The sequence below is a fragment of the Prosthecobacter debontii genome, assembly GCF_900167535.1.
GTDB lineage: Bacteria > Verrucomicrobiota > Verrucomicrobiia > Verrucomicrobiales > Verrucomicrobiaceae > Prosthecobacter > Prosthecobacter debontii.
Genome location: NZ_FUYE01000024.1, coordinates 49,375 through 72,388, shown reverse-complemented (window position 1 = coordinate 72,388; position 23,014 = coordinate 49,375). Strand labels below are relative to the sequence as shown.

At 57.3% G+C, this 23,014-nt stretch carries 27 protein-coding genes and 1 tRNA gene; 7 read left to right on the top strand and 21 right to left on the bottom strand.

Features of this window, described 5'->3' with window-relative positions:
- Positions 1-453 precede the first annotated feature (453 nt).
- The 4 genes from B5D61_RS23745 to B5D61_RS23730 are packed head-to-tail and all read left to right on the top strand — an operon-like array spanning position 454 to position 2,222.
- The gene (locus B5D61_RS23745; RefSeq protein ID WP_078815913.1) at positions 454-831 is read left to right on the top strand and encodes an ArsR/SmtB family transcription factor; all 378 of its coding nucleotides are present in this window, start codon (positions 454-456) and stop codon (positions 829-831) included.
- Positions 832-840: 9 nt separating this feature from the next.
- The gene (locus tag B5D61_RS23740; RefSeq protein WP_078815911.1) at positions 841-1,287 is read left to right on the top strand and encodes an SRPBCC family protein; all 447 of its coding nucleotides are present in this window, start codon (positions 841-843) and stop codon (positions 1,285-1,287) included.
- 31 nt (positions 1,288-1,318) lie between these two features.
- Positions 1,319-1,606 (top strand): YciI family protein, encoded by a 288-nt coding sequence (locus B5D61_RS23735; RefSeq protein ID WP_078815910.1) that lies wholly within the window; start codon positions 1,319-1,321, stop codon positions 1,604-1,606.
- Between the two features lie 10 nt (positions 1,607-1,616).
- Complete coding sequence (locus tag B5D61_RS23730; protein ID WP_078815909.1) at positions 1,617-2,222, top strand: DNA-3-methyladenine glycosylase I; 606 nt, start codon at positions 1,617-1,619, stop codon at positions 2,220-2,222.
- Positions 2,223-2,252: 30 nt separating this feature from the next.
- Here B5D61_RS23730 and B5D61_RS23725 read toward each other — a convergent pair.
- From B5D61_RS23725 to B5D61_RS23680, 10 genes are all read right to left on the bottom strand, one after another.
- Positions 2,253-2,342 (bottom strand) — tRNA-Ser (locus B5D61_RS23725).
- A gap of 114 nt (positions 2,343-2,456) precedes the next feature.
- Positions 2,457-3,059, bottom strand: coding sequence for a nitroreductase family protein (locus tag B5D61_RS23720; protein ID WP_078815908.1), 603 nt, complete (start codon positions 3,057-3,059; stop codon positions 2,457-2,459).
- 59 nt (positions 3,060-3,118) lie between these two features.
- The gene (locus B5D61_RS23715; RefSeq protein WP_078815907.1) at positions 3,119-3,625 is read right to left on the bottom strand and encodes an HPP family protein; all 507 of its coding nucleotides are present in this window, start codon (positions 3,623-3,625) and stop codon (positions 3,119-3,121) included.
- Positions 3,622-4,221: a pyridoxamine 5'-phosphate oxidase family protein gene (locus B5D61_RS23710; protein WP_078815906.1), complete on the bottom strand. Its 600-nt coding sequence runs from the start codon at positions 4,219-4,221 to the stop codon at positions 3,622-3,624. Before B5D61_RS23710 ends, B5D61_RS23715 begins: the two co-directional genes overlap by 4 nt.
- A gap of 60 nt (positions 4,222-4,281) precedes the next feature.
- Positions 4,282-4,839: a TetR/AcrR family transcriptional regulator gene (locus tag B5D61_RS23705; protein WP_078815905.1), complete on the bottom strand. Its 558-nt coding sequence runs from the start codon at positions 4,837-4,839 to the stop codon at positions 4,282-4,284.
- 171 nt (positions 4,840-5,010) lie between these two features.
- A complete protein-coding gene (locus B5D61_RS23700; protein ID WP_139373465.1) occupies positions 5,011-6,228 on the bottom strand; it encodes a vWA domain-containing protein in 1,218 nt (405 codons plus the stop codon).
- 259 nt (positions 6,229-6,487) lie between these two features.
- Positions 6,488-8,164, bottom strand: coding sequence for a lipase family alpha/beta hydrolase (locus B5D61_RS23695; protein WP_078815903.1), 1,677 nt, complete (start codon positions 8,162-8,164; stop codon positions 6,488-6,490).
- Positions 8,161-9,072, bottom strand: a complete 912-nt coding sequence (locus B5D61_RS23690) for a YceI family protein (protein WP_078815902.1) — start codon at positions 9,070-9,072, stop codon at positions 8,161-8,163. Before B5D61_RS23690 ends, B5D61_RS23695 begins: the two co-directional genes overlap by 4 nt.
- Positions 9,073-9,076: 4 nt before the next feature.
- The gene (locus tag B5D61_RS23685; protein WP_078815901.1) at positions 9,077-9,547 is read right to left on the bottom strand and encodes a Dps family protein; all 471 of its coding nucleotides are present in this window, start codon (positions 9,545-9,547) and stop codon (positions 9,077-9,079) included.
- 139 nt (positions 9,548-9,686) lie between these two features.
- Positions 9,687-10,085, bottom strand: a complete 399-nt coding sequence (locus tag B5D61_RS23680; RefSeq protein WP_078815900.1) for a hypothetical protein — start codon at positions 10,083-10,085, stop codon at positions 9,687-9,689.
- 294 nt (positions 10,086-10,379) lie between these two features.
- Here B5D61_RS23680 and B5D61_RS23675 point away from each other — a divergent pair, with 294 nt between their 5' ends.
- Together B5D61_RS23675 and B5D61_RS23670 are read left to right on the top strand one after the other, a co-directional pair.
- Positions 10,380-11,852 carry an exopolysaccharide biosynthesis polyprenyl glycosylphosphotransferase gene (locus B5D61_RS23675; protein WP_176159639.1) on the top strand — a complete coding sequence of 491 codons (1,473 nt, stop codon included), beginning with the start codon at positions 10,380-10,382 and terminating at the stop codon, positions 11,850-11,852.
- A gap of 42 nt (positions 11,853-11,894) precedes the next feature.
- Positions 11,895-13,046, top strand: coding sequence for a cysteine desulfurase family protein (locus tag B5D61_RS23670; protein WP_078815897.1), 1,152 nt, complete (start codon positions 11,895-11,897; stop codon positions 13,044-13,046).
- An 8-nt stretch (positions 13,047-13,054) separates the two neighbouring features.
- On the opposite strand, the gene B5D61_RS23665 is transcribed toward B5D61_RS23670, so the two are convergent.
- The 11 genes from B5D61_RS23665 to B5D61_RS23615 form a co-directional block, all read right to left on the bottom strand.
- Complete coding sequence (locus B5D61_RS23665) at positions 13,055-14,125, bottom strand: TFIIB-type zinc ribbon-containing protein (RefSeq protein ID WP_078815896.1); 1,071 nt, start codon at positions 14,123-14,125, stop codon at positions 13,055-13,057.
- A gap of 60 nt (positions 14,126-14,185) precedes the next feature.
- On the bottom strand, positions 14,186-15,457 hold the full coding sequence (locus tag B5D61_RS23660; RefSeq protein WP_078815895.1) for a putative Na+/H+ antiporter: 1,272 nt from the start codon (positions 15,455-15,457) through the stop codon (positions 14,186-14,188).
- An 83-nt stretch (positions 15,458-15,540) separates the two neighbouring features.
- A complete protein-coding gene (locus B5D61_RS23655; protein ID WP_078815894.1) occupies positions 15,541-15,906 on the bottom strand; it encodes a DUF1428 domain-containing protein in 366 nt (121 codons plus the stop codon).
- Positions 15,907-15,958: 52 nt separating this feature from the next.
- Positions 15,959-16,345, bottom strand: a complete 387-nt coding sequence (locus tag B5D61_RS23650; RefSeq protein ID WP_078815893.1) for a hypothetical protein — start codon at positions 16,343-16,345, stop codon at positions 15,959-15,961.
- Positions 16,346-16,387: 42 nt separating this feature from the next.
- The gene (locus tag B5D61_RS23645; protein ID WP_078815892.1) at positions 16,388-16,801 is read right to left on the bottom strand and encodes a VOC family protein; all 414 of its coding nucleotides are present in this window, start codon (positions 16,799-16,801) and stop codon (positions 16,388-16,390) included.
- 117 nt (positions 16,802-16,918) lie between these two features.
- A complete protein-coding gene (locus B5D61_RS27255) occupies positions 16,919-17,890 on the bottom strand; it encodes an SRPBCC domain-containing protein (RefSeq protein WP_176159638.1) in 972 nt (323 codons plus the stop codon).
- 239 nt (positions 17,891-18,129) lie between these two features.
- Entirely contained in the window at positions 18,130-18,573 is a 444-nt protein-coding gene (locus tag B5D61_RS23635; RefSeq protein ID WP_078815891.1) for a VOC family protein, read from the bottom strand.
- Positions 18,574-18,656: 83 nt separating this feature from the next.
- A complete protein-coding gene (locus tag B5D61_RS23630) occupies positions 18,657-19,196 on the bottom strand; it encodes an SRPBCC family protein (RefSeq protein WP_078815890.1) in 540 nt (179 codons plus the stop codon).
- Positions 19,197-19,258: 62 nt separating this feature from the next.
- Entirely contained in the window at positions 19,259-20,563 is a 1,305-nt protein-coding gene (locus B5D61_RS23625) for an RNA polymerase sigma factor (protein ID WP_078815889.1), read from the bottom strand.
- Between the two features lie 6 nt (positions 20,564-20,569).
- The gene (locus tag B5D61_RS23620) at positions 20,570-20,989 is read right to left on the bottom strand and encodes a YciI family protein (protein WP_078815888.1); all 420 of its coding nucleotides are present in this window, start codon (positions 20,987-20,989) and stop codon (positions 20,570-20,572) included.
- Between the two features lie 73 nt (positions 20,990-21,062).
- Positions 21,063-21,746 (bottom strand): TetR/AcrR family transcriptional regulator, encoded by a 684-nt coding sequence (locus tag B5D61_RS23615; protein ID WP_078815887.1) that lies wholly within the window; start codon positions 21,744-21,746, stop codon positions 21,063-21,065.
- Positions 21,747-21,910: 164 nt separating this feature from the next.
- On the opposite strand from B5D61_RS23615, the gene B5D61_RS23610 reads away from it, so the two are divergent.
- Positions 21,911-22,963, top strand: coding sequence for a type IV pilus twitching motility protein PilT (locus B5D61_RS23610; RefSeq protein ID WP_078815886.1), 1,053 nt, complete (start codon positions 21,911-21,913; stop codon positions 22,961-22,963).
- The last annotated feature ends 51 nt before the right edge of the window (positions 22,964-23,014 follow it).

Here is a 23,014-nt window from a genome sequence, read left to right as displayed (position 1 = left end):
GTTACGCTATAGAATTATTTAATATGCTCTAGCGCATAGAGCCGGCCGCCTGAGATCTCCAGAGCAAGACTGCCGGAAGTGCCGGGGATTTTTCGGAAGGGGATGGCCGAGCCATATTCCGGCTGTGGATGCGCATGAATGATGAGGTCACTGTCATTCGCGGCTCTTTTTTTCCGGTGGCTCGTGCGGCACCTTGAAAAAAACCAGGGAAGAGAGGAGGAGGCTGACGGCAGCTCGCCGCTTCATCGTAAAAATCATGTACTGAAGATCACGCGACTGACGTGGAAGATATTACGAAGGATGTGAGGCGCATGCTCCATGAAGACTGTGAGAGGGCAATTACCTGTGCCTGCGGCCTGAGATCGATCCTGCTCTCTAATTGATGGGCGTAAGGCGGACCTTTTGCTGTGAGTGCGTTGACAGGATGGCTCTCTATGTTAAATATTCATCCATATGGATGAATATGTCCCAACGCTCGACCACACCTTTTCCGCTCTGGCTCATCCTACCCGACGAGATATGCTGAAGCTGCTGGTGCGTGAACCGGTGCGCGTGACGGATTTGGCTGCGCAGTTTGACTGTTCACTGAACGTGGCGTCGAAACACATTCTCAGTCTGGAGCGTGCCGGACTGGTGAAGCGAGAGCAGAAGGGGCGTGAGCACTGGCTGAGGCTGGATGCTGCACCACTGTCCGAGGCTTTTGATTTCGTTCAGCGTTATCATCACCTCTGGGAACAGCAGTTGGACCGGTTAGGTTCTTACCTCAACACGATGGCCGAGCAAACTGAAGGCTCGTCATCGAAAGCCAAATCCAAAATATCCTTGGCCTGAAATCTTACCATGCCCGCGTCTCAGTCGCCTCTCGAAGTCCAAGTTACCCGCCGTTATCCGCATCCTGTCGCCTTGGTTTATCAGGCCTGGACGGACCCGGTTCACCTTGCCCGCTGGTTTCGCCCTTATGATGATGTGTTGTTAGACATCCTCGCGCACGACCTGCGTGAAGGTGGAGAGTATATCTTCAGCTTTACCTGGCCCCAAGCCAAGTTCCTGCTTCGAGGCAAGTTTCTGACCGTGCGTCAGCGCGAATGTCTCATCTTCACATGGACACCGGAACCGCCGGACCTGGATGCTGGTAAAGACACCCTGGTGTCTGTGTTCTTCCGGCCACTGAATGATCATGAAACCGAGGTCGAGGTGCGGCACACACTCTTCCCTGATGAAGGGATGCGCTTGCGCCATGAAGGCTGCTGGAACTCAACCCTTGACCAGCTTTGGCGCCGTCTTTGATCCCTTTTGCAACCCTAGCCCACCGCCCCTCATGTTCATCATTCTACTTCGATTTTCCCTCCGCAAAAGCGATGCTCCCACCTTCATGGATGCCCACAAGCAATGGCTCAAACGCGGCTTCGATGACGGCATCTTTCAGCTCGCCGGCAGCCTGGAACCCGGTCAAGGCGGTGGTATCCTCGCGCATCGGTGCACACTGGCCCAACTTCAGCAGCGAGTGAATGAAGACCCCTTCGTGGAGCAGCGGGTGGTGAGTGCTGAGATCATCGAGCTCGATCCAGGCATGGCTGTCCCTCAATTGCAGTTTCTAGTTTCCTGATCTCCCAGCCATGAGCCAGACTTATCTCGATGCGGATGGAAAGCGGCGCTGCCACTGGTGCAGCCTCGCCCCAGAGTTCCCCGCCTATCACGACACAGAGTGGGGTTTCCCTGTTTCTGACGATCGCCTTCTTTTCGAAAAGTTGTGCCTGGAGGGCTTGCAGTCTGGCTTGAGCTGGCGCACGATCTTGGCGAAGCGGGAGAACTTCCGGCGCGTCTTTCACTCCTTTGATTTCCACCGCATCGCCCGATTCACCCCCAAACATGTCGAACGTCTGCTCCAGGATACAGGGATCGTCCGGCACCGGGGCAAGATCGAAGCAGTGATCAACAACGCGCAGCGAGCACTCGAGCTACAGCAGGAAAAGGGTTCGCTGGCCTCTTTCATGTGGTGCTACGAACCGCAACCCGCCTCGCTGGCCAATCCCCAAAGCGCATCGAGCTCCGTGGAATCCATCACGCTTTCAAAAGAACTCAAGAAACGTGGCTGGAAGTTTGTGGGTCCCACCACAGTTTATGCTTTCATGCAGGCCATGGGTCTCATCAACGATCATGCGACGGATTGTGCATCCAGAGTCGAGGCGGAGGCCGCACGCAAGCGCTTCAGGAAACCTTAGCACGAGCTTTTTAGCTTGCTCAGGATTAAGTGGCGGACAGAGAGGGATTCGAACCCTCGGAACGTATTACCGTTCACACGCTTTCCAGGCGTGCCCGATCGACCACTCTGGCATCTGTCCTTGGTCTGCTGCCTGGGAGGCAGCGGGCCGGGATAGTGCGGTGTGATGAGGCTGCCTGCAAGTTGATTTTCAGCAGAGTTTCATTTGCTGGCAGCCCGGGGGGGCTGCAGGGGCTCAAAAGGTGTTTTGGATCACCACTTCCTCGTAGCTGAGCTGGCCGGGTTTCGGCCAAGCGGGCTGGGTGCCCTTACCCACGGCGATCATGAAGGAAATCAGGTGGTTCTCGGGCAGTTGGATGATCTTGCCCACGGCATCGAAGTCAAAGCCGTCCATGGGGCAGGAGTCATAACCCATGGCTTTGGCGGCGAGCATGAGCGTCATGCCAGCGAGGCCACAGGAGCGCATGCATTCATCGCGTTGCACCTGCTCACGGCCTTGATAATAACCGCCAATGGCAGGGACGAGGAAGTCCTGCACGGGCTGGGGAGCTTCTTTCCAATAACGAGCGGGATCGTTTTTCCAGGCATTAAGATCGGCGCAGAGGACGACGAGGAGCGAGGCATCGGTCACTTGCGCTTGGTCCCAAGCGGCGGCGCGGATTTGCTTACGCACTTCAGGATCGCTGACGACGACGAAGCGCCAGTGCTGAATGTTGAAGGCGGTAGGGGCCTGCATGGTGGCCAGGAGGAGTTGGCGGATCTCTTCTTCTGTCAGCTTGTGGGTCGGATCGTAGTGCTTGATGGCGCGGCGGGCGTGGATGGCGTCGAGGGTATTCATGGGAGAACGAGGGTTTGAACGATGGTGAAGAGTGCTGGAGACAAAAAGCGGGTGATTGTTCACCAATACTTCGGCCAGCGAGATGGCCGCGTGAAATTGTGAAACAAGAGGGCGACGAGCACCAGCAGCACGGCACCGATGAGGGTGGGAAAGAGGACGAAACTCCAGTCGGGTTGCAGGAGGAAGACAATGACAGGATTGGACCCTGCCGGAGGATGCACCGTGCGGGTGAGCATCATCAGGGCGATGGCACTGCCCACCGCCAGAGACACACTCAACCAATGAGCACCCAGGAGATGCACACAGGCCAGCCCGACGGCGGTGCTCAAGACATGGCCGACGATGACATTGCGCGGCTGGCTGAAGGGCACATCGGGATAGCCAAACACCAGGACACAACTGGCCCCGAAGGACCCTAGAACCAGCGCGACATGCAGCCCCTGCGCCAGCAAGGCAATGACGGAGATGGCGAGAAAGCCTCCGATGAAAGCGAGGCCGATGGCTTGGTTCGAGGCACGGGCAGGGAGGGTGGCGGCGTCGCCACGGATTTTTTGGAGCAGCTTCATGAGCGGTGTTCAGCGAGTTGGGATTCGAGTTCGGCGATGCGGGTTTTCAGGGGAGTGATCAGCTCCTGAACCTGCGCGGCGGTGTAGCGAGGCGTGATGTATTTCGGACAGTTCCAATCAAAGGCGACGACGTGGATGCGGAAGACACGCTCGGTGATGCTGGCCAACTCAGGGGTGGTGATTTGTCGAACGAGATCGGGATGCTCACGGGCGTCCAGCACCTCGGCATGACCGAGCAGCTTCAGCCGCTCACGTGCGGGGTAGTCCATCATGAAAAGACAGACGCGGTCATCCGTGGCGAGGTTTCCCGTGCTCAGCATCTGACGATTGCCCTTGTAGTCGGCGAAGACCAATTGGTTAGGCCTGATGACCTTGCAAAAGCCCGCCGGACCCCCGCGATGCTGCGTGTAGGGCCAGCCAGTCTCGCTGACGCTGCTCAGGTAGAAGCTGTCGCGGGATTCGATGAAGGCGATTTCTTCTGGACCGAGGGCGTCATCTTGCGCGGCGGGTGGGATCGCATGGGAGCGGCCAAAGTAATGCTGCTGAGCCTCCAGAACGGCAGGCGTAAATGTCAGATCGAGGAACTTGTGAGCCATTGCGGTGGGGTTTTAGTTATGAACAGACAAGTCTGTTCGGATTTAAGCAAAGATAAAACTTTATATGGCAGCTTCGCATAGGGCAAGGGCCGCCGCTTTCGCAGATTCCACAGGCCAGAGATCGCGGGCATTCTGAGCCTCGGTCAGGGCACCCGAGTAGAGGAGGAAGAGCGCATCCCCCAAGGCACGGGCTCGGGCGGCCTGCGGGACGAGTTCGCGTGCGATGTCCTGCCAAAAAACGCGAGCTGAGGCTTTATAATCCCGGATCACATCGCGCACCTCGGTGCCTGGTTTGAGCATGGAGGCCGTGGTGGAGAAGGAACAGCCTCGGAAGTCGGATTCCTGGGCATAGCGGCGCAAGCTATCGAATTTCTTTTTCACCTTGTCCAAGGGAACGGAGTTGCTGGCCAGGATGCGCTCATGCTCCTGGGCATAACTGGAGGCGCGATCGCGCAACCATTCGGCACAGAGCTTTTCCTTGCTCTTGAAGTGGGCGTAAAAGGTGGCCTTGGCAACCCCGGATTTCTCAATGATCTCGTTGATGCCGACCAGTTCATAGCCTCTCGCCGCGAAGAGTGCTCCGGCGGTGCTTAGGATTTGTTGGCGAGCTTCCGACATGGGGAAATGATCAGACAGACTTGTCTGGGTGTCAAGTGAGGATGTTGAGGGAAGTCGCTGCGAGAGAGTCAATCCATGAATGAGCCCTCAACTGAGAAATGATAAAGGTTCTCAGGTTGAGGGCCTCTGGACAGACTGATCGGTCAGAAAAAGCAGTTCTTGGGGATCCCGTTATTTTTCCAGCACGATGCCTTTCTTGCGGGCCTGTTCTCGCAGAGTCTGAGCGACTTGGGTGTCAAAGGAGTCGCCTTGATTGATAGCTGATTGTTTCTCACGTTCAGCTTTAATGAAGGCATCGCGTTCTTTCACTAGAGTTGTGATTCGTGTCTGGATCTCGGCGCGTTTGATTTGCTTCTTTTCGATGTGCTCCTTGAGTTCAGTCTGGCTCAGCCCACGCAGATCTTCAGGCAAGTCGGCAGGTTTCACATCGTCCAGCTTTTGCTTTCCATCTTTGATCGCGTCGATGAGCTCCCCGGTTCCCTGAACCACTTTTTCGGAGATGGAGTTGTATTTGAGGCGGCTGGCGTTGGCTACGGGACTGGCTACCTCTGCGGTTTTTTGTTTGGAAATGACTGCGTTACGGACGGACTCTTTGCCATAGGGGATCAGCGTCTTGCCGATTTCTTCGTTGAGTGTGAGAAGCTCCTCATCCTGCGGGGCGGCGATGGACACCATGTTGCCATCTTGCGGGATCATGGCGTAGGCACCTTCGCAGTAGCTGGCGATCATTTTCCATAGCGTGGTTGTTTCAGGCATGCTGCCACATTGAATGGTGTTGATGTGGATGCCTTGGGTCATCGCCTGCTTGCAGACCTCGCGCCAGTCTTTGCCGTCTTTATATTCTTGAGGTGGAGCATCGCCGACGAGGTAAATGACCTTCAGGACGTTGCCTTCTTTTGTCCAAGGCATCTGCGTGAGGGCTTCGTGGAGTGCCTCACTCACACTTTCGGGAGTATCGCCACCACCATCGGCTTTGAACTTCTGTAGCTCCGCATAAATGGTATCCAAATCATCCGTGAGCGCGGCTCTTTTCGTCACATAGTCATCTCCACGATCCCGATAACCGACCAGCCCGAAACGAATCAGAGGCTTGGGTTTGGCGGAGATAATGTCACTGGCGATGGACCAGATCTTTTGTTTGGCTCCTTCGATTAAACCACTCATTGAACCCGTGGTATCGAGGACGAATGTGATCTCGATACGAGGCTGACCGTCGATCTTGAGGGGCATATCTGCCTTCGCTTTTGAAGTGTCACTTGAGATTGCGAGTGCTTTAGGATTGGGCTCGGGAGCTGTCTCTTGGGGCGGTTCTACCGCCGAGGTGATGGATGATGTCCCGATCAAAAAGGCGAAGGTGGAATAACGAAGCGTGTGGTGGAGTGTATTCATGGCACCACCAATCTGAGCAAGCTCGGTGAAAGTGTTTGTAAACGGTGTGTAAAACAAAACGATACGCCAAGCTACGAAAGGGGCTCAGTCCGACGCTGGATCATGCTGCGGTGACGAGCCGCGCCCCTTCAGGGCTCGACGCTATTCAATGACTCACTTGTCTGGTTATCCCCAGGGTTTCACCCTGGGCTGAGGAGTGTCGCACCTTCGGGGCTGGAGTTCTTTTGAAGGTTCATTTGAGCCCAACGGAGCTACCTCGTTAAGCTCCACCGGAGGTTCGCAGCGGCTCACGCATGTAGCGGGGAGAATCCACGATTTTTTGGGTCGGCCTGGGTTTGCCGGTGGAGGGCAGCTTGAGGACGCGGATGATCTCGGCCATGGCGGCAGGGTGATGAAAGGCTCCATGACCGGTGGGCACAATGAGTTCAGACTCGGCGGTATCAATGTGGCTGCTGGTGTAGGGGACGATGTTATCGCTACTTTTCTCCAGAGGGCCAGTCCAACCTCGATTGCCAATGATGCTGTGGGTGTGGATGTGAGGCGGCAGTTTCAGATCCGCCAGGATGCGTAAGGTCGGTTGATGCGGAGACAGGGAGCTGATGCTATCCAGCTTGCCTTGCCCGAGGCGCTCATACTCGGGGGTGAAGACCCCGGGATTGCGGGTGGAGATGCGCTCGTAAAAGGACCTGAACGTCACCGGTGGGGCTGCCAGGGCACTGCCGATTTTACCGATGATGTTGTCGGCAAAGGCACTGCCACGATGCGGGACGGCGATGTAGATGATGCGGCGGATGGTGCGGTCAGGCTGCCAGAGGAAAGCTTCGCGCAATGTTTGGCGATCTTCCGAGGACAGATCGAGCGATTCGGGCGGCACTTTGAAGGCGGCTTTCCAGAAGGCGTCTTGAGGATCGACAGCGAGCGATTTGCCGATCAATCCGCCCATGCTGTGGGTCAGCAGCGTGGTCCTCTGCATGGCGGGATCATCCCCCTCAGGATCGAGCTGGCGGCGTAGATCGTGCAGTTGAGTGCGGAGGATGCGGGTGGAGTAGAGGGCGGGCGCTGAGGTGTTGTAGAGATAGTGCCAGATCTGATAGCGGCGGCGGATTTCTGGGTCGGCCCAGAGTTCATTGGTGATTTTCGCCCAGGCGAGGGGGGTGGATAAAAGGCCGTGAATCATGATCAGGGGCTCTTTCCGGGGATCATAAGGCTCCATCAGATAAAGCTGAGGCTCTCGTTTGGGCTTGGGTCGTAACACATCCCAAAAGGCAGTCTGCCGGAGTCCTTGAGTGCGGGAGAGCGCTGTGGCCCAGGGGGCGGAGAAATCGGCCGCGAGGGGGACTTTCTGGCCCTTCCACATCACGCTATCCTGATGCAGGCTGGAGATGAATTGGATGGTGACGGATTGAGTTCCGTCAAGTTGGTTAGGCCCGGGGCGGGCGAAGGCGGTGATGGGGGTGGTGATGACCTCGGGCGGATAGTAGGTCTCGATGGCGGCACGGTGTTTGTTGTCGCGCAGAGCGATCAAGGGTGCGCCTAAACCTCGGCGTTGGTGATGCTCGATGCGGTCAATTTTGAAATCGGTGGCGGAGTAGATTTCGTCGTAATACTCCAGCGGGTCTTGGCCCTCGACCGTGCCGGTGAAGGTCACTTCATAGCTCGGCCCATTCTTCGTGGCAGGGACGGTGTCCTTGGCGGGGCGCTTTTCCTTTTTCCATTGCTCCACGAAGCGGCCCAGAGCCTCGGCGCTTTTTTCGGCATCTTCGGAGGTGATGGCTGTCTCCAGTAGCTTATGGAGGGTGGTTTGGTCCGGTTCTTCACGGAGATACTTCACCCGCACACTGAGAGGCTTGCTGATGCGGGCAGGCGCCAGACAAGAGCTGAGCGCTAGGCTGCACGCGATGAGACTGATCCAGAGATGAAAGCGAGAGAGGTTCATGGGGTGTGAGTGATCACACGCACTTGCAGTTCGATGAGGTCGTTGACCAAGTGGCCGGCCAGACGATGGAAGAAGCTGCCGGAGCCATACAAAACACCCCAGCGGGTGCGGTCGATGGCAAAGGCAGCCTGAGCCGCAGTACGTCCGCGATCATCGAACCCAGAGCTGGCGGTGAATTCGACGGGAGCCGTGATGCCGCGCAGGGTGAGTGCGCCTTCGACCTTGAGATTTTGCGAGCCGGGAGAGGTGCCCTCGATGGGTTCGCCCCGATGAATGACGAGTCGGGCTTCAGGATACTGCTCAGTATCAAAAAAATCATCGCTGCGGAGATGGGCGATGAGGACATCGTGATAGGGACTGGTGGCGAGGTCATCACAGGTGATGCCATTCATGTCCAAGACGATTTCTCCAGAGGAGATGAGGCCGCCAGTGATCTCAAGCCAGCCGGATTGAATCGGCACTTTTCCCCAATGTTTGTTCAGCAGATTACGCCCCAGCCACTCGACACGGCTTTCCTCGGTGTTGATCTCCAGGCGTCCTTCGGGTGGGGGCGATGGGGGTAAAAATTCTCCCGTGCCCTCTTCCGGCAGACCGGCTTCACACCAGCCTGCCAAGCACCCGGCTAGGCGATACACGCGGGTGTAGCCTGCGCGTTTGAGTTTCTCCGCTGCCGCTTCGGCTTCATGGCTGGACGCGGACTCTCCATAGACGCAGACCGGGGTCGCTTTCGTGGCTATCAAGGCGGGCAGACGCTCTTGGAAAGCCACCTCATAGACGCAGTTGCTGACACTGCCCTGGATGCGCCGTCGCTCATGATCTTCATGCAGGCGGACATCCAGGATGACCAGATCACGCTCGAGCAGACGCAGCGAATCCAACTCCTGGGGTGAGAGCAGTGTGACTTGCATACGACTATTCTAATGAGGCTCTCAGCATCCAGGCCATCTTTTCATGAATCTGAAGCAGACCGATCAGAAAATCATTGCTGCCGTCATCGCCGAGGTCCTGGCATTTCTCGGCCATCTTGCGGAGCTCTCGTGTGAGGGTTTCATGATCGGCCAAGAGGGCCTTGATGAAGGTGACGCTGTCGCGATCATCGCCGGAGAGCTCTTTGAGCTTGGTCAGCTTGAGCATGGCAGCCAGGGAGCCGGGTGCGTCATACCCGATGGATTTGATCCGCTCGGCCACTTCATCGATCACGCCTTCCAGTTCTTTGTATTGGGATTCAAAGAAGAGATGCATGGCGTGGAAGTCACGCCCGCGCACATTCCAGTGGGCATTGCGAGTCTTCATGTAGAGCACATGCTCGTCGGCCAGCACGATGGAGAGGATGTCTGCGGTTTGTTGGCGATTCTTATCTGGGATACCGATGTTCGTTTTCATAACGGGTGGTTGTTTAAACAAACGGATGAGACGGCGCGGTCGCGGGTGTTTTCAGTGAGGTGCCTGTCACTTTCTTGGAAAGGCAGACGCTGGCAAAGACCCCCTTGAGTGTGCTCAAGGGGGGATGAACAAGTGAGGATTAACGAACGCGGTTGACGAGTCCGGCGAAGGCTTTCCGCTCGACGAAGAGCAAAAACAGAGAAAGCGCGCTGATGAGCAGCACCGGTGGCTCAAAGAGGCCTGCGCCTTTGGTCAGGAAGGTGTGGAAGGCAAGGATATTCACCACAATCGGTCCCAGGATTAGCAGACCGATGTTACGTGTCTTGGGCAGGGCGACGAGGAGGCCACCCGTGATCTCCAGGACCTTCACAAAGGTGAGGTAACCCGTCGGGAAGAGCGCGGCCATGAAGAGCTTGTGAGGTGCCGTATCTGGGGAGGGGTCCGCAGGCATGGGGATGAACTGGAGGAAGAAGTTCAGGCCGAAGGTGACGAACAGAAGGCCCAGGAGGGCACCGGCGAGATTAGGGATGTGTTTCATTGGAGTGTTTGTTGTCGGTTAAGTTTGGGTGTCTTGATGACAGACCCTTCATGGTCCCACTCCACGGGTCTATCCAATGTTCCCTCGTTGGTCTCAGCATGCGGGTCCTGCATGACCTGGGATGGCTTGCGTCACCCCTACCTCATGTCGTTTTTGAGATCATTATTGAAACTGATTATCAAAATTACGATTCATGCCTCTTGGGTTGATTATTGTTCGTATTTGAATGTATATTAAAATTACCATAGTCAAACCATGTCAGGGGCCAGCCCAAGCAATTCTAAATCTGATCGCATGCTCATCGGGACCCCGGGTGCGGTGACGGGCAATCTGCTGCAAAAGCTGGAGGAACGGAGAGCTTTAAAAGCGAGCGGAACCGCCAGCCCTCACCTTTGGGTCTTGGTTTCGGTGTTGGGGGATTTGGTCATGGCAATTGCTGCGGGCTACGCCGCCTACTGGCTCCGCTTCCACTCGCTGAAGGACTTTGGGAACTGGGATGATCTGGCGCTGCGGCAATACACAGGGCACATGACCCTGGGCACGCTGACGCTGTTGCTGGCCATCGGTTGGCAGGGCATCTACCACCGCAACGTGCTTCTGCGAAACCGCTGGATCGCTTCGAAGATGGCGAAGGCGGTGTTGATCTGGACCCTCGGCTTCCTGGCCATGACTCTGGCGCTGAAACTGACCCCGCCGATTTCCCGCGTGTTCGTCGCTTTGAATGGCTCTTGTGCCTTGTTACTCCTGCTGAGTTGGAGGCTCATCTTTAACCTGTTCCTACACCAGCCAGCGCGGCTCAAAACACTCCAGCAGCGCACGCTTTTCGTCGGCTGGAATGAAGATGCTCAGCGTCTCTGGAACACGCTAAGCACGGACAAGGCGCATGCCTTTGAGCTGATCGGGTGGGTGGATGCCTCCGGCTGGAGAGATTCGCAGGCGCTTCCCTCCAATCTGCCCTTTGTCGGGTATCTCGAAGACATCCACCGCGTCATCGCCCGGCATGAAGTGGACATGATCGTGGTGGCGGATCTACCCCGGCAGCAGCTCGTGGAGCTGGCCAATATCTGTGAGCGCGAGATGATTCAGTTCAAGCTGGCGCCCTCCGTCTTCCGCATCTTCGTCTCGGGTTTGTCTCTGGAAACCATCGCCGGGACACCCGTCCTGGGAGTGAATCGTCTGCCTCTGGATAGCACGCTCAATGTGTTTTTGAAACGCTGCCTGGACATCGTGGGTGCCGTGATGGGGCTGCTGCTCAGTGCGCCGCTGATTGCCTTTTTTGGCTTCATGGTGTGGTGGGAGTCAGGCCGCCCTATCTTTTATCATCAGCGCCGCTGGGGCATGAATGGTGTGCCCTTTGAGATCATCAAAATCCGCTCCATGAAGCTGGATGCTGAGGCGGGAAAAGGAGCCCAATGGTGCGTGCAGGATGACCCTCGGCGTCTGAAGGTGGGAGCCTTCATGCGCAAGTGGAACATCGATGAAGTGCCCCAGTTTTGGAACGTGTTGAAGGGGCAGATGAGCCTTGTGGGACCACGGCCGGAGCGGCCGGAACTGATCGCGGCCTTCAAGCATGAAATCCCACATTACAACGCACGCCACCATGCCAAACCGGGGATGACCGGCTGGGCTCAAGTGAAAGGTCTGAGGGGCGATACCGACCTGAGCGAACGCATCAAATGTGACCTCTGGTATCTGGAAAACTGGAGCCTCTGGCTGGATATCCAGATCATGTTCCTGACCTTCTTTAAGCGTGACAACGCCTATTGAGGAAGGGTTGAGCGAGCGGCGAAAACCGTGTATGCAAGGGGCATGATTTACCTGGACGCCAATGCCACTACGCCCACAGATCCGGCGGTGGTGGAGGCCATGCTGCCCTGGCTGACCCAGCAGTATGGGAATCCCTCCGCCGGTTATGCGGCCGGGCGACAGGCGCGCCGTGCGATGGAAAAGGCACGCGGGCAGGTGGCTGCGTTGATCGGCGCGGAGGCCGAGGAGATCCTTTTCACCAGCGGGGCCACGGAGAGCATCAACAGCGTCTGCCTCTCCGCTCAGGCCCTGTTTCCAGATCGACCTCTGCTGATCACCAGCGCGACCGAACATGCGGCCACGCTGGCCTGTGCAGAGCGGTGGCAACAGCAGGGGGGAGAGGTGAAGAAGCTGCCAGTGTTGAAGAATGGGTTGTTAGACCTGGGCATCCTGGAAACGGCGCTGGAACCCGGCCGCACCGCACTCGTCTCCATCCTCTGGGCCAACAATGAAACCGGCGTCGTGCAGCCCCTGCGGGAGATCGTCGAGCTGGCTCATGCAGCGGGGGCACTGGTGCATGCGGATGGGGTGCAGATGGCCGGGAAACGGCCGATTCAAGCCCGCGAGATGGGGCTCGACTACCTCAGCCTCAGTGGGCATAAAATGCATGCGCCGAAGGGAGTCGGCGCGCTGTTCATCAGTCATCATGCGCCTTTTCAGCCTCTGCTGATCGGTGGTGGGCAGGAGCGTGAACGGCGCAGCGGCACCGAGAATGTACCGGGTCTGGTGGCGATGGGAAAGGCGGCGGAGATGCTCCAAGGCGCGACCTTTGCTCCAGACCTGCGAGACGTGCTGGAACTACACCTTGAGGCCGCTTTACCCGATCTCGAGATCCATGGCGTAGGGGCTCCTCGTTTGCCCAACACCAGTTCCATTCACTTTCCCGGGGTGGATGCGGCGGCATTGATCATCCGGCTGGATCAGAAAGGCATCGCCTGCTCGGGTAGCAGCGCTTGTCACACGGCCTCCTTACATCCGTCGCATGTGTTGGAAGCCATGGGCTATGAGGGGCGACATGCCGAAAGCACCGTCCGTTTTTCGCTGTCTCGCCTAACGACAAGGAGCGAGATCGACCAAGCGGTATCTGAGATCATCGCTGCGGTGCATTACCTGCGGGCCCAGTGGGACCCGAACGTGCTGGTGACACTGGCTTGAGGGGAAGCTTAATCGCTGTAGGCGATGAACAGGAATACCACGATGAGCGCGAGGACCACGGCGATGGTGATCTTCACCCAGCTCAGCGGATACTCGCCGGTGATCCGGCCCGTGACACCGTTGACGGCCACTTGGTAGTTTTTGGTTCCATAGGTGTAGGTGAGCAGCCACACGGGCAGGAGTACATGTTTGAAGGTCTGGTCGCTGTAGCTCGGGGAGATGCGCAGATTGCGCTGGGTGTCTCCCGGCACTTGGCGGGAGCAGGCCTGACGCAGCAGTTCATCCATGCGTCCACGGGAGGCTTGAGCGGACTGCACCAAGTCGATCTGATACTGTTCCACCACCCAGCCTGACAGGTAGCCTGGATCATAGGGCACGAGGTCTGTGGTGGTGGGGAAGGGCTCCAGCTTCGACAGCAGCGCGGGATGCACGCCTTTGGAGGCGGGCACGAGCACGTCATCGAAGTTTTCACTCACATGGCCACTGGCATATTCCCAGCGCACTTCGCGTTGCTGGCGGCCTTGGCTATCCCGTGTGTAGTAGTAATAACCGGCTTCGGCTTCCCAGGGGCACTCCGCATGCGCGTCGAAGGTCCAGTAAGGCAGATACAGGCCATGGAGGGTATCGGTCAGGGCTTTATCTCCGAGATTACTGCGTGCCCAAAAGTGGCTCTTATACCAGAGGCGGATGTCTTCCCGCACCTGGGTGTCGGAAATCTTGAAAGGCAGCAGACTGCCCGGGCGGATGGGGGCCTGGATATCGGCGACATCCAGGAGAGCGGGCGAGCCGCAGAAGTCACAGCGCTGAGCCACACGCTTTTCATCGAAGACGGAGATGGCTTGGCAGCTCTGGCAGCGCACGGTTTTACGATTGACCGCCCAGCCGCGCTGATCTTCGGGCAAGGCACGCAGGGCGGTGACCAGATCGTTTTCCTCAATGAGCGAGCCGTCAGACTTCAGCTCGGCAGGAGAAACTGTGCCGCAGTAAGGGCAAACCAGGGCTTTTTTGGCTGGTGTCCAGACAGCTTCTCCACCACACCCGGGGCAGGCAAACTTACGGATCGCGGTAACTTCAGACATGTCCCAAGAATGGCGTGGGACTCCACCCACGCGCAAATCAAAACATGCTGGGCCGAGTGCTTAAACGAACCAGAAGAAGAGGATCGATATGAAGGTGGGCAAGAGGGCTCCGGTCAGAAGTCCGATCGGGCTGATGCCTTCATCGCCGAAAGCCTTGGCAGTTTGCAAAATGCCGACTCCGGCAGGATTCGGCGCATTGGCAATCACGGTGAGACCACCCCCGGTGACCGCTCCCGCGACGAGGGCGTATTGCAGGTCTGGACTGATACCATCGACGAGAGAGCCGAGGTAAGTCAGAGCGGCGTTGTCGGTCAGAGCCGTCAAACCGGTGGCTCCGAAAAACAGCGCATGACCGCTGAGGCTGCTGATGAGCGGCTTCAGCCAGTAGGCCTGGAGAGAGCCCAAGGTGACTAGGCCTGCCAGGAAGAAGCCCACCAGAAGGCCCTCCTTGAGCTTCAGGTTGTCCTGATACTCACGGGTGGCGGTCACCACGCCGAGGAACATCATGAAGACGCCAAAGAAGACATCTGGATAATGAGCGAAGGCGACTACAGCCGCCAGGAACAGCATGTGAATGAGCGTGAGCCAGACGGGGACGGAGCCGCTGCGGTTGGGCACGGCTTCCAGGGAGGCCAATTCCTTGCGGAAGAGAGCGGTGATGATGAAGGTGGAGAGCAAGCAGCTCAAGGCGGCACGCCAACCAAAATGGGTCATCATGAATGGCGTGTCCCAATTCCATTTAGCCGCCACCATGAGCACGGGGGGAGCTGCGAAATGTGTGAGTGTGCCTCCGATGGACACATTGACGAACAATAGCCCCAGCGTGCTGTAAGCAAACTTGCGGCTGATCTTCTGGTCAAAGTAGCGACGCTTCAGCACCAGTGCCAGCAGGGTCATGGCGGCGGGCTCGGTGATGAACGAACCCAGCAGTGGCCCAACCACAAGCGCGGCGATGTAAAACGCCGTCGCTTCCTTGGCGGGAATCAGTCGGGCGATGGCGCTGATAAGGCCTTCGGCCAGTTTCACCACGGGGCGGGTCGCCGCTACGACCATGACGACGAGCACGAACTTCGGCTCCGTGTAGTTGAGGCTTTCGATGTATGCGACGGCATCATGCACGGAGCCCTTCACGGCCATGATCCCGACAAACAAAGCCGCTGCCCAGAGACCAAAGACGACCTCGGCTTCGGCCAAGAAATGCAGCAGATTTTCCGGAATCGATCCCTGCGGATACTTGTGAGCCCAATGGGCGAAACGCTTGACGGCAAACGTATGAAGGACCGCGAATGCGAACAGCACCGTGGCGAGGATTTCCATGGGGGCGGGGTTCATCCGCTAACCCTAGGGAAAGATGAGGTCATGGCAAGCGATACAGGCATGTTTCGTCCATGCCTATGCTGCACGACCTCAAGCACTCAATCTCCGACAATGGTTTTAAAGCCGCCATAAGCCATGCGTTTGCAGTCAAAGGGCATCTGGGTTGGATCAGGGCACATCTCTTGGATGCGCGGGTCTGCCATGACCTTGGCATTCACGGCATCCCGGTGCTCACGTGATTCATAAACGATGAAGGCAAGCACCACCGTCTCTCCTTCTTGAACTCCGGCAAGGGCAGGGAAGCTCACCATGTCTTTGGCATCGGGGTCTTCGAGAACGGTTTCTCGATAGTCCAGAGCTCCATGTTCTTTCCAGATCGCCTGGGCCTTTTCGGCGATGGCCTGATATTCTGCAATCTTGTCCTTGGGAACCGGCAGGACGAATCCGTCAACGTAGTTTGGCATAAGGGTGGTTGGTTAAGGGTGGGTTTCAGGGAATAACAAAAAGTGATTTTAATCAACGATGGATCAAGCCCGTGAAGGCGCGGCGTTCGACCCAAAGTAAAAAGAGGGCTGCGGCACAGATGCCGATGATCAACGGATGGAAGAGGCCCTCTCCAGCCATGACGAAGAGATGATAGGCCAGGATATTGACGATGATCGGGCCCAGAACCAGGAGGCCTAGATTGCGTGTGCGGGGGATGGCCACCAGCAGCCCTCCGATCACTTCCAAGGCCTTCACAAAGGTGAGGTAACCGGTGGGCGCAAAAGCCGCCATGAACTTCTCCGCAGGGCTGTTTTTGGGGTATTCCATTTCAGAAGCGAATCCCAAGAGCACGACGGCTCCTGACATGATGAACAGGAGGCCGAGAATGGCTCCGATGGTGATAGCGGCGTATTTCATAAGGCGAGATGCGTTAGAAGTGAATCGTGAGACAAGCGGGCTTCAGCCTTGTGCCATGGCGGGATCCATCCAAAAGACTTCCCAGACATGGCCATCGGGGTCCTGGAAGCCATGCCCATACATGAAGCCGTGGTCCTGAGGTTCATTGTAAATGCGGCCACCGGCGGCGACGGCCTTGGCCACGAGGGCATTCACTTCGTCTCGGTCGGTGCAGGAGAGTGCGATCAAGGCCTGCGTGCTTTGAAAGGCATCGACGATCTGGTTTCCCTGCGGCATGAAGCCTTGAAACTTCTCATGCGTGAGCAGCATGGCGTAGATCGTCTCGCTGATGACCAAGCACGCTGCCGAATCATCCGTGAATTTTTCGTTGAAGGTATAACCGAGGGCGCGGAAAAAGCTCATGGAACGAGCGAGGTCGCGCACCGGTAGATTGAGGAAGATCATCTTGTTGGTCATGACAGTGAGTGGGTAAAGTAGGGCTCATCTGAAGCAGGCAGGATGTGCCAGGCTTCATCGTCTTGACGAACGAGCGGGGCTGCGTTGGACAGCTCCCGATCATTTTTATGAAAAAAATCAGTCGCCTCGCTCCAGCAGACCGGCGAGGCTCTCCAGGCTTTCGTTCCACCCGTCATGAATGCCGGTCCGAATGAAGGCATGGTAGATCTCCACGCTTTCAAAGGTGAGTCTGACCGTGAGGGTGGTACGTTGCTCATTCCCTGTGAAGATGACCGTCTGGCGGATTTCCCCTGCCGGGTTCGTTTCATCCTCGGATCGGTTAGGCTTGATCATGTCCTGCCATTCGGGCGGATGTGCGGAGCAGTCCAGGGTGGTGACGATTTTCTCTCCCAGGATGATTTCTTGGAAGCGGCCTGAGATCGGAAAGCGCACCTCATCGGGGCTCTGCATGACGATGTTCCAGGCTCCACCAGGGCGGAAGTCGAGTCGGCATTCAGGATTGGTGTAGGCATGAGGTCCCCACCATTGACTGAGCTGGCTGGCATTCGTCCAGGCTTCGAAAACCCGCTGGCGCGAGGCTTTCAGATTCCGGCTGATCATGAAGGTGCGGAACGTCTCTGGCATGGAGGGCATGCTCTGGAGGTGTCTTTGGAGGCGGTCCATGTTCTGCTCGTTAGCCGCGTGGATGAATTTCCCCAGTTTGACGACCTCCTGCTCATCTTCAAAGCACATCCGCCAAGTGACGCGTGTGCCGGTGCCTTCTTCCGTGAAGAGCAGGGTCATCTGAAAAAAGTGCACGGGCTGGAGATGCACGAAGACGATGCGCTCCGGCCTGGCCAGCTCGACGAAGTCCGAGGCATTGAAATAATCCACGCCTGCCGGTGAATGCATGGTGAAGCGCCAGGCTCCACCGGGCACGGGGTCAAACTCGTGAAAGGTATTCGTGAACCCCGTCGGCCCCCACCAGTGCATGAGGTGATCGGGATGATGAAAGGCCTCATACACCAAGTCGCGCGGATGATTGAGGAAGCGCGAGGTGACGATTTCCGTGGCCGAGCCAGCAGTGAGATCGGAGGTGAGGACAGACATGCGAAGTGGGACGTGAGATGAACCCACGGAGCGATGAAGCTCAGCGGGATAATGGCGAGTCCGTGACAGTGACACCGATAATAAAGGGGCAGAGTGCCGAATCGCCAAGTGGCGGTTTCGAGAGTTTCAGTATTGCCCTTTTTCGCAGGGCCCTGGGGGAAGTCCCTATGGGCAGGTCGGCATGACCGAGGAGTCTGATCATGCCGAGCAGCTTCGGTAGTTCGGGGAAAGCGTTGGGATTACGCGGTCGGAGCGCCACCACATTCCTGGACGACATTCACCATCCAGCCGATGCCAAACTTGTCTTTCAGCATGCCAAACCGAGGTGACCAGAAGGTTTTGCCCAAAGGCATGGTCACTTGGCCTCCTTCGGCCAAGGCATTGAATTTGGCATCTGCCTCCTCTTCCGTCGCCACCGCCAGGGAAAGGGAAAACCCGCTGAAGTTTTCCGTTTCACCGCAACCGTCGGAGGCCATGATGATGGAGTCGCCCACCTGGAAAGAGGCGTGCATGACCTTGCTTTCAAAGCCTGGGGCGAGCATGTCGGGGGGAGGTGGCTCAGGGGCATCTTTGAAATGCATCACCATGTCGATCTTTGCGCCGATGGCATGGGTGTAAAATTCCAGGGCTTCTTCACAGCGACCGCTGAAAAAGAGGTAAGGCTGAATGAGGGGTGCGTTCATAGGTGGATGGAGGTTAAGTCGTGAAAGGGAGGGGGATAATGAATGAGCAAAGAAATCGAACCTCACACGTCGGCCGCGTGTGATCAGGCTTTGGGGGCGGTCTCGACGATGGCTTTGAGATTGGCTAAACCCTGCACAAAGAAGTCGCCGCACATCTTGTCGCAATCCATGACAAGGCCCATGGTCTTGCTGATGAAGTTGGCCTTGCCGGACATGGTCCAGGTCACACGCGTGCCGGTGCCTTCGGGCTTGAAGGTGAAGTCCACGTCATTGGTTCCTGCAAAAGGGCGGATGAACTCCAGTTTGAACCGCACGAGTTCACCGGGCCGACTTTCCACAATCGTTTGTTTGCCTTCGCCGACCTCGTTGTTGCCTGACCAGGCGAAGGAGGAGCCTTCACCCGTGGCAGGGCCTGTGAAGGTGGCGGTCGCTTGCGGATCGAGCTTGGCCCAGGGAGACCAGTCCTGCCATTGATGGAGATCATTGACCTGTTCATAAACAGCTTGGGGAGAGGCGTCCATGACGGTCGAGCGGGTCACGGTGAATTCATCCGGCTGGCGCTGGATGACGACGACGAGAGCGATGATGGCGAGAGCCAGAACGATGAGGATTTTCTTGAACATAGGAGTGGGATGAGGATGGAGGTGAAGGGAGTGGTGGGGAGATCTGAATGAGCGGAGGTGGGTCAAGTGAGCTGCTCTTCCATGTCGCGAATGCGCTGGCTCAAGAGCATTCGCTCGGACGCCATCTGCGCGAGTTGCAGCGCTTGGCGTAAATGAGTGACGGCGGATTGAAACTCCTGCCTCTGTGCCTCCAGCTCACCCAGCACGGCGTGGAAGAGATGATACGAGTCGAGCGGTTGGCGATCGAGAATGGACTCGACTGCGGCGATGCCTTGTTCGGGACCGTTGACCCGGGCCAGGGCCACGGCTCGGTTTAAAGCGATGACCGGAGAGTTATTGAGCTGAAGCAGATGATCATAGAGCCGCAGGATGCGTGGCCAGTCGGTGGAAGCGGCATCGGGAGCCAACGAATGGCACGCGGCAATGGCCGCCTGGAGGTGATATTCGCTGGCCTGATCTCCACGCGCGGAGTGGCCGAGATGTAAAACACCCCGCTGGATCATTTCGGCGTCCCAGCGTCGGCGGTCCTGTTCATTCAGGCGTAAAATTTGACCCGCCTCATCCAGTCTGGCGGCCAGACGTGCACCATTGAGCAGCATCAGGGCGAGCAGGGCATGGGTGCGGGGTTGATTTCCGGCGGGATGTTCGGCCAGCAGGGTAGCTAGGCGGATGGCCTCCGTGCAGAGTTCCTCGCGGATCAGGCAATCACCACTGGAGGCCTTGTAGCCTTCGTTAAAAAGCAGGTAAATGATCTGGAGCACCGCATCGAGCCTGGAGGGGAGTTCGACCCCTGAAGGAATCTCGAAGACCACATTCTCCTCCTGTAGCCGCTGACGAGCTCGGGTGAGTCGTTTGGCCACCGCCGCCTCGCTGGTCAGGAAGGCATGAGCGATCTCCAGAGGGCTGAAACCGCAAAGAACTTTGAGAGCTAGAGCCGTCTGGGCTTCTTGGGGAAGCACCGGGTGGCAGCAGGCGAACATCAGCCTCAGTCGATCATCCTTGATCTCTTCATCGAAGCGCGGCTCACTCGTTGAAGTGTCTTCCGCCATCCGTTGTTCGATGAACTCGATGATGCGCGGTTGTTTCTCGATGAAGCTGCTCTCCCTGCGGATGATGTCCAAGGCGAGATGGCGAGCGGTCTGCATCAGCCAGGCGGCGGGATTGGCAGGGATGCCATAAAACGGCCAAGTCTGTAAGGCACGTGCCAAGGCCTCCTGCACGACATCCTCCGCCAGTTGGAGACGATGGATGCCAAAGATGCCGGTGAGGATGGAAACCAACCGCCCCGCTTCATGGCGGAAGAGGTGCTCGGTCAGGTGATGCACCTGAGAGCCGTCCGTGGGTGAGGCTGGCGGTGGTTTTCTCATCCTAAGTTAGGCGGCGAGGGCGTTTTGATTCTGCTCTTCCCGGATGCGTTTGAAGCTCGGGCACTCGGGGGCCACAGGGCGCACTTCCAGGGTGCAGCCGCACTCCAGCATCGGCCACTCTTGAGCGATGCGGACGGCTTCATCCAGCGTATCCACTGCCAGCCAGAGATACCCGGCGATGGTTTCCTTCGACTCGGCAAATGGCCCATCAGCCACCTGGCTGCCCTTTTTCCCGGAGATGATCTTACCTTCTTCAAAGAGAGGCTGCCCGGCTTTGAACTTACCTTGCTCACTCAAGCGCTCAAACCACGCCATGGTTTTGGTCATGATCTGCTGCATTTCATCGGGAGAGAGATTCTGCTGCCATCCGGTGGTGCGGAAGAGGAGGAGATGACCTGGATGTGGAACTGGAGGTGGGGTGTTCATACGGCGAATCGAGGGTGAGGGACCAGCGGTTTTGAGGCGCGTGTTCAAAGAGATGACGAACCAGCGAGTGGGCTCAGGACAGCGAGGACACAGGTTTTGATTTTTTTTTCGCGAGGGTCTTCGCCATCGCTGAACGTGGCGGGTTTTCGAAGAGGCTCATGACGTAGCCGCGAGCGAGTTCGATGTTGGCGATGATCATCTCGGGAGAGCTGCGGGTCTTCCCGATAAGCATGGAGCCCTGCCAGAGGCTATTGAGAAACCAAGCGACCTGATCGGGATCGAAATCCACCTTCACCCGATGGATCTTCTTGGCCGCCGTCAGCATCAGAGTCACCCGGTCCGCCCAATCTTGCAGATGCCCCTGGCAAGCCGTGCGCATGTCGTCATTCACCGCGGCGAGCTCCTGGGACATCATGCCGACCATGCAGACGCAGGGTTGATCCGGCCGCTGGTTGAACGTGATCATGATGTCCAGCAGGTGGTGAAGTTGCTCCAGAGGATCCTGGCTCGCGTCCTGCCAGGCGGGGGAATACATATCCGTCCCCATCTGCGCGAAGGCATCGACAGCGGCTTTGGCGATGGCCTCTTTGCTTTCAAAGTAGTGAAAAAAGCTGCCTTTGGTAAGCGCGGCCTCAGCGCAAATTTGATCCACGGTCGTGGCGGCATATCCCTGGCGGAGCATCAGGTGCAAGGTCGCCCCAAGCAGCTTTTGCCGAGTTTCAGCGGGATTACGGGTGTGTTTGGGTTTTTGTGACATACAAACCAGTTGGTATCTAACTCAAAGGACAGATTTTTGGCAAGTGTCTTTTTGTTCACCCTTTTGGAGGGTGGCTTTTACCGGAGGTTTTCGCAGAAAGTTGCCGATGTGACGGAACATCTGCCTCGACAAATCACCAGATACTGATTTTATGAATAATCTCTATGCCGCTCTCCTTAGACGATATTCTCCAATCCGCAGATGAACATCAGGCCAGTGACGTGTTTTTGATGGAAGGGGAGATTCCCCGCATGAAGATCCGAGAGCAGATCATGCTGGTCGGTGAGGAGCCTCTGGAGTTGACGCAATTGGCGGGGCTCTGGCTGGCTTGTGGTGTGAGTCCAGATGGCGAAACGGATCGCGATTCGGGCCTCGTTTCCGCCAGTCGCACACGTTATCGCGTGAATTTGCATAAGGCTCTGGGCAGGCTGGGAGCGGTGATGCGTCGTATCCGCACCGACCTGCCCGTGTTATCCACTTTGGGGGTGCCTGATTGGCTGCTGACGAAATGGGCTCAACGCACGCGAGGTCTGATCCTGATCACGGGACCAACAGGCATGGGCAAGAGCACGACGATGGCAGGTCTGCTCCAGTGGATGAATGAGAACATGGCGCGTCACATCGTGACCATCGAAGATCCGGTGGAGTTCATCTACACGAATAAAGTCTCCATGTTCACCCAGCGGGATGTGGGGCGAGATACCCTCAGCTATGCCCGTGGCGTTCGTGGAGCGATGCGGCAGGCACCGGATGTGATCATGGTGGGGGAAATTCGCGATCTGGAGACCGCGTTGATCACACTCCAGGCCAGTGAAACCGGGCATCTTGTGTTGGCCTCGGTGCACAGTGACAGCGTCGTGGATGCGATCGATCGTATCGCGCATCTTTTCCCGCCAGATCAGGCGGGGCTGGGTTTGCATCTGTTGTCTCAGCAGCTCATTGGTGCGCTCTGTCAGAAACTTATTCCCCGTATGGATGGGGGTGTGCATCTCCTGGTGGAGCATTTGGAAAACGGAGGGGCGGTGCGTCCCTGGATCGCCCGACATGAGACGGATCACATCCGCAATTACATGCAGCGCGGTAATGATCCGAACTGTATCACCTTCCTGACAAACATTGTGCTCGCTTATGAAGCGGGACTGATCACCGAGGCTGAAGCCATCCTGGCTAGCGGCAACGAAACGGAGTTCAAACGCGCCGCACGCGGCATCACCTAGGCCGTTCCGCTGCTGAACGAAGGCTGGACAAAAGAAACCCGGCTGTTTGCA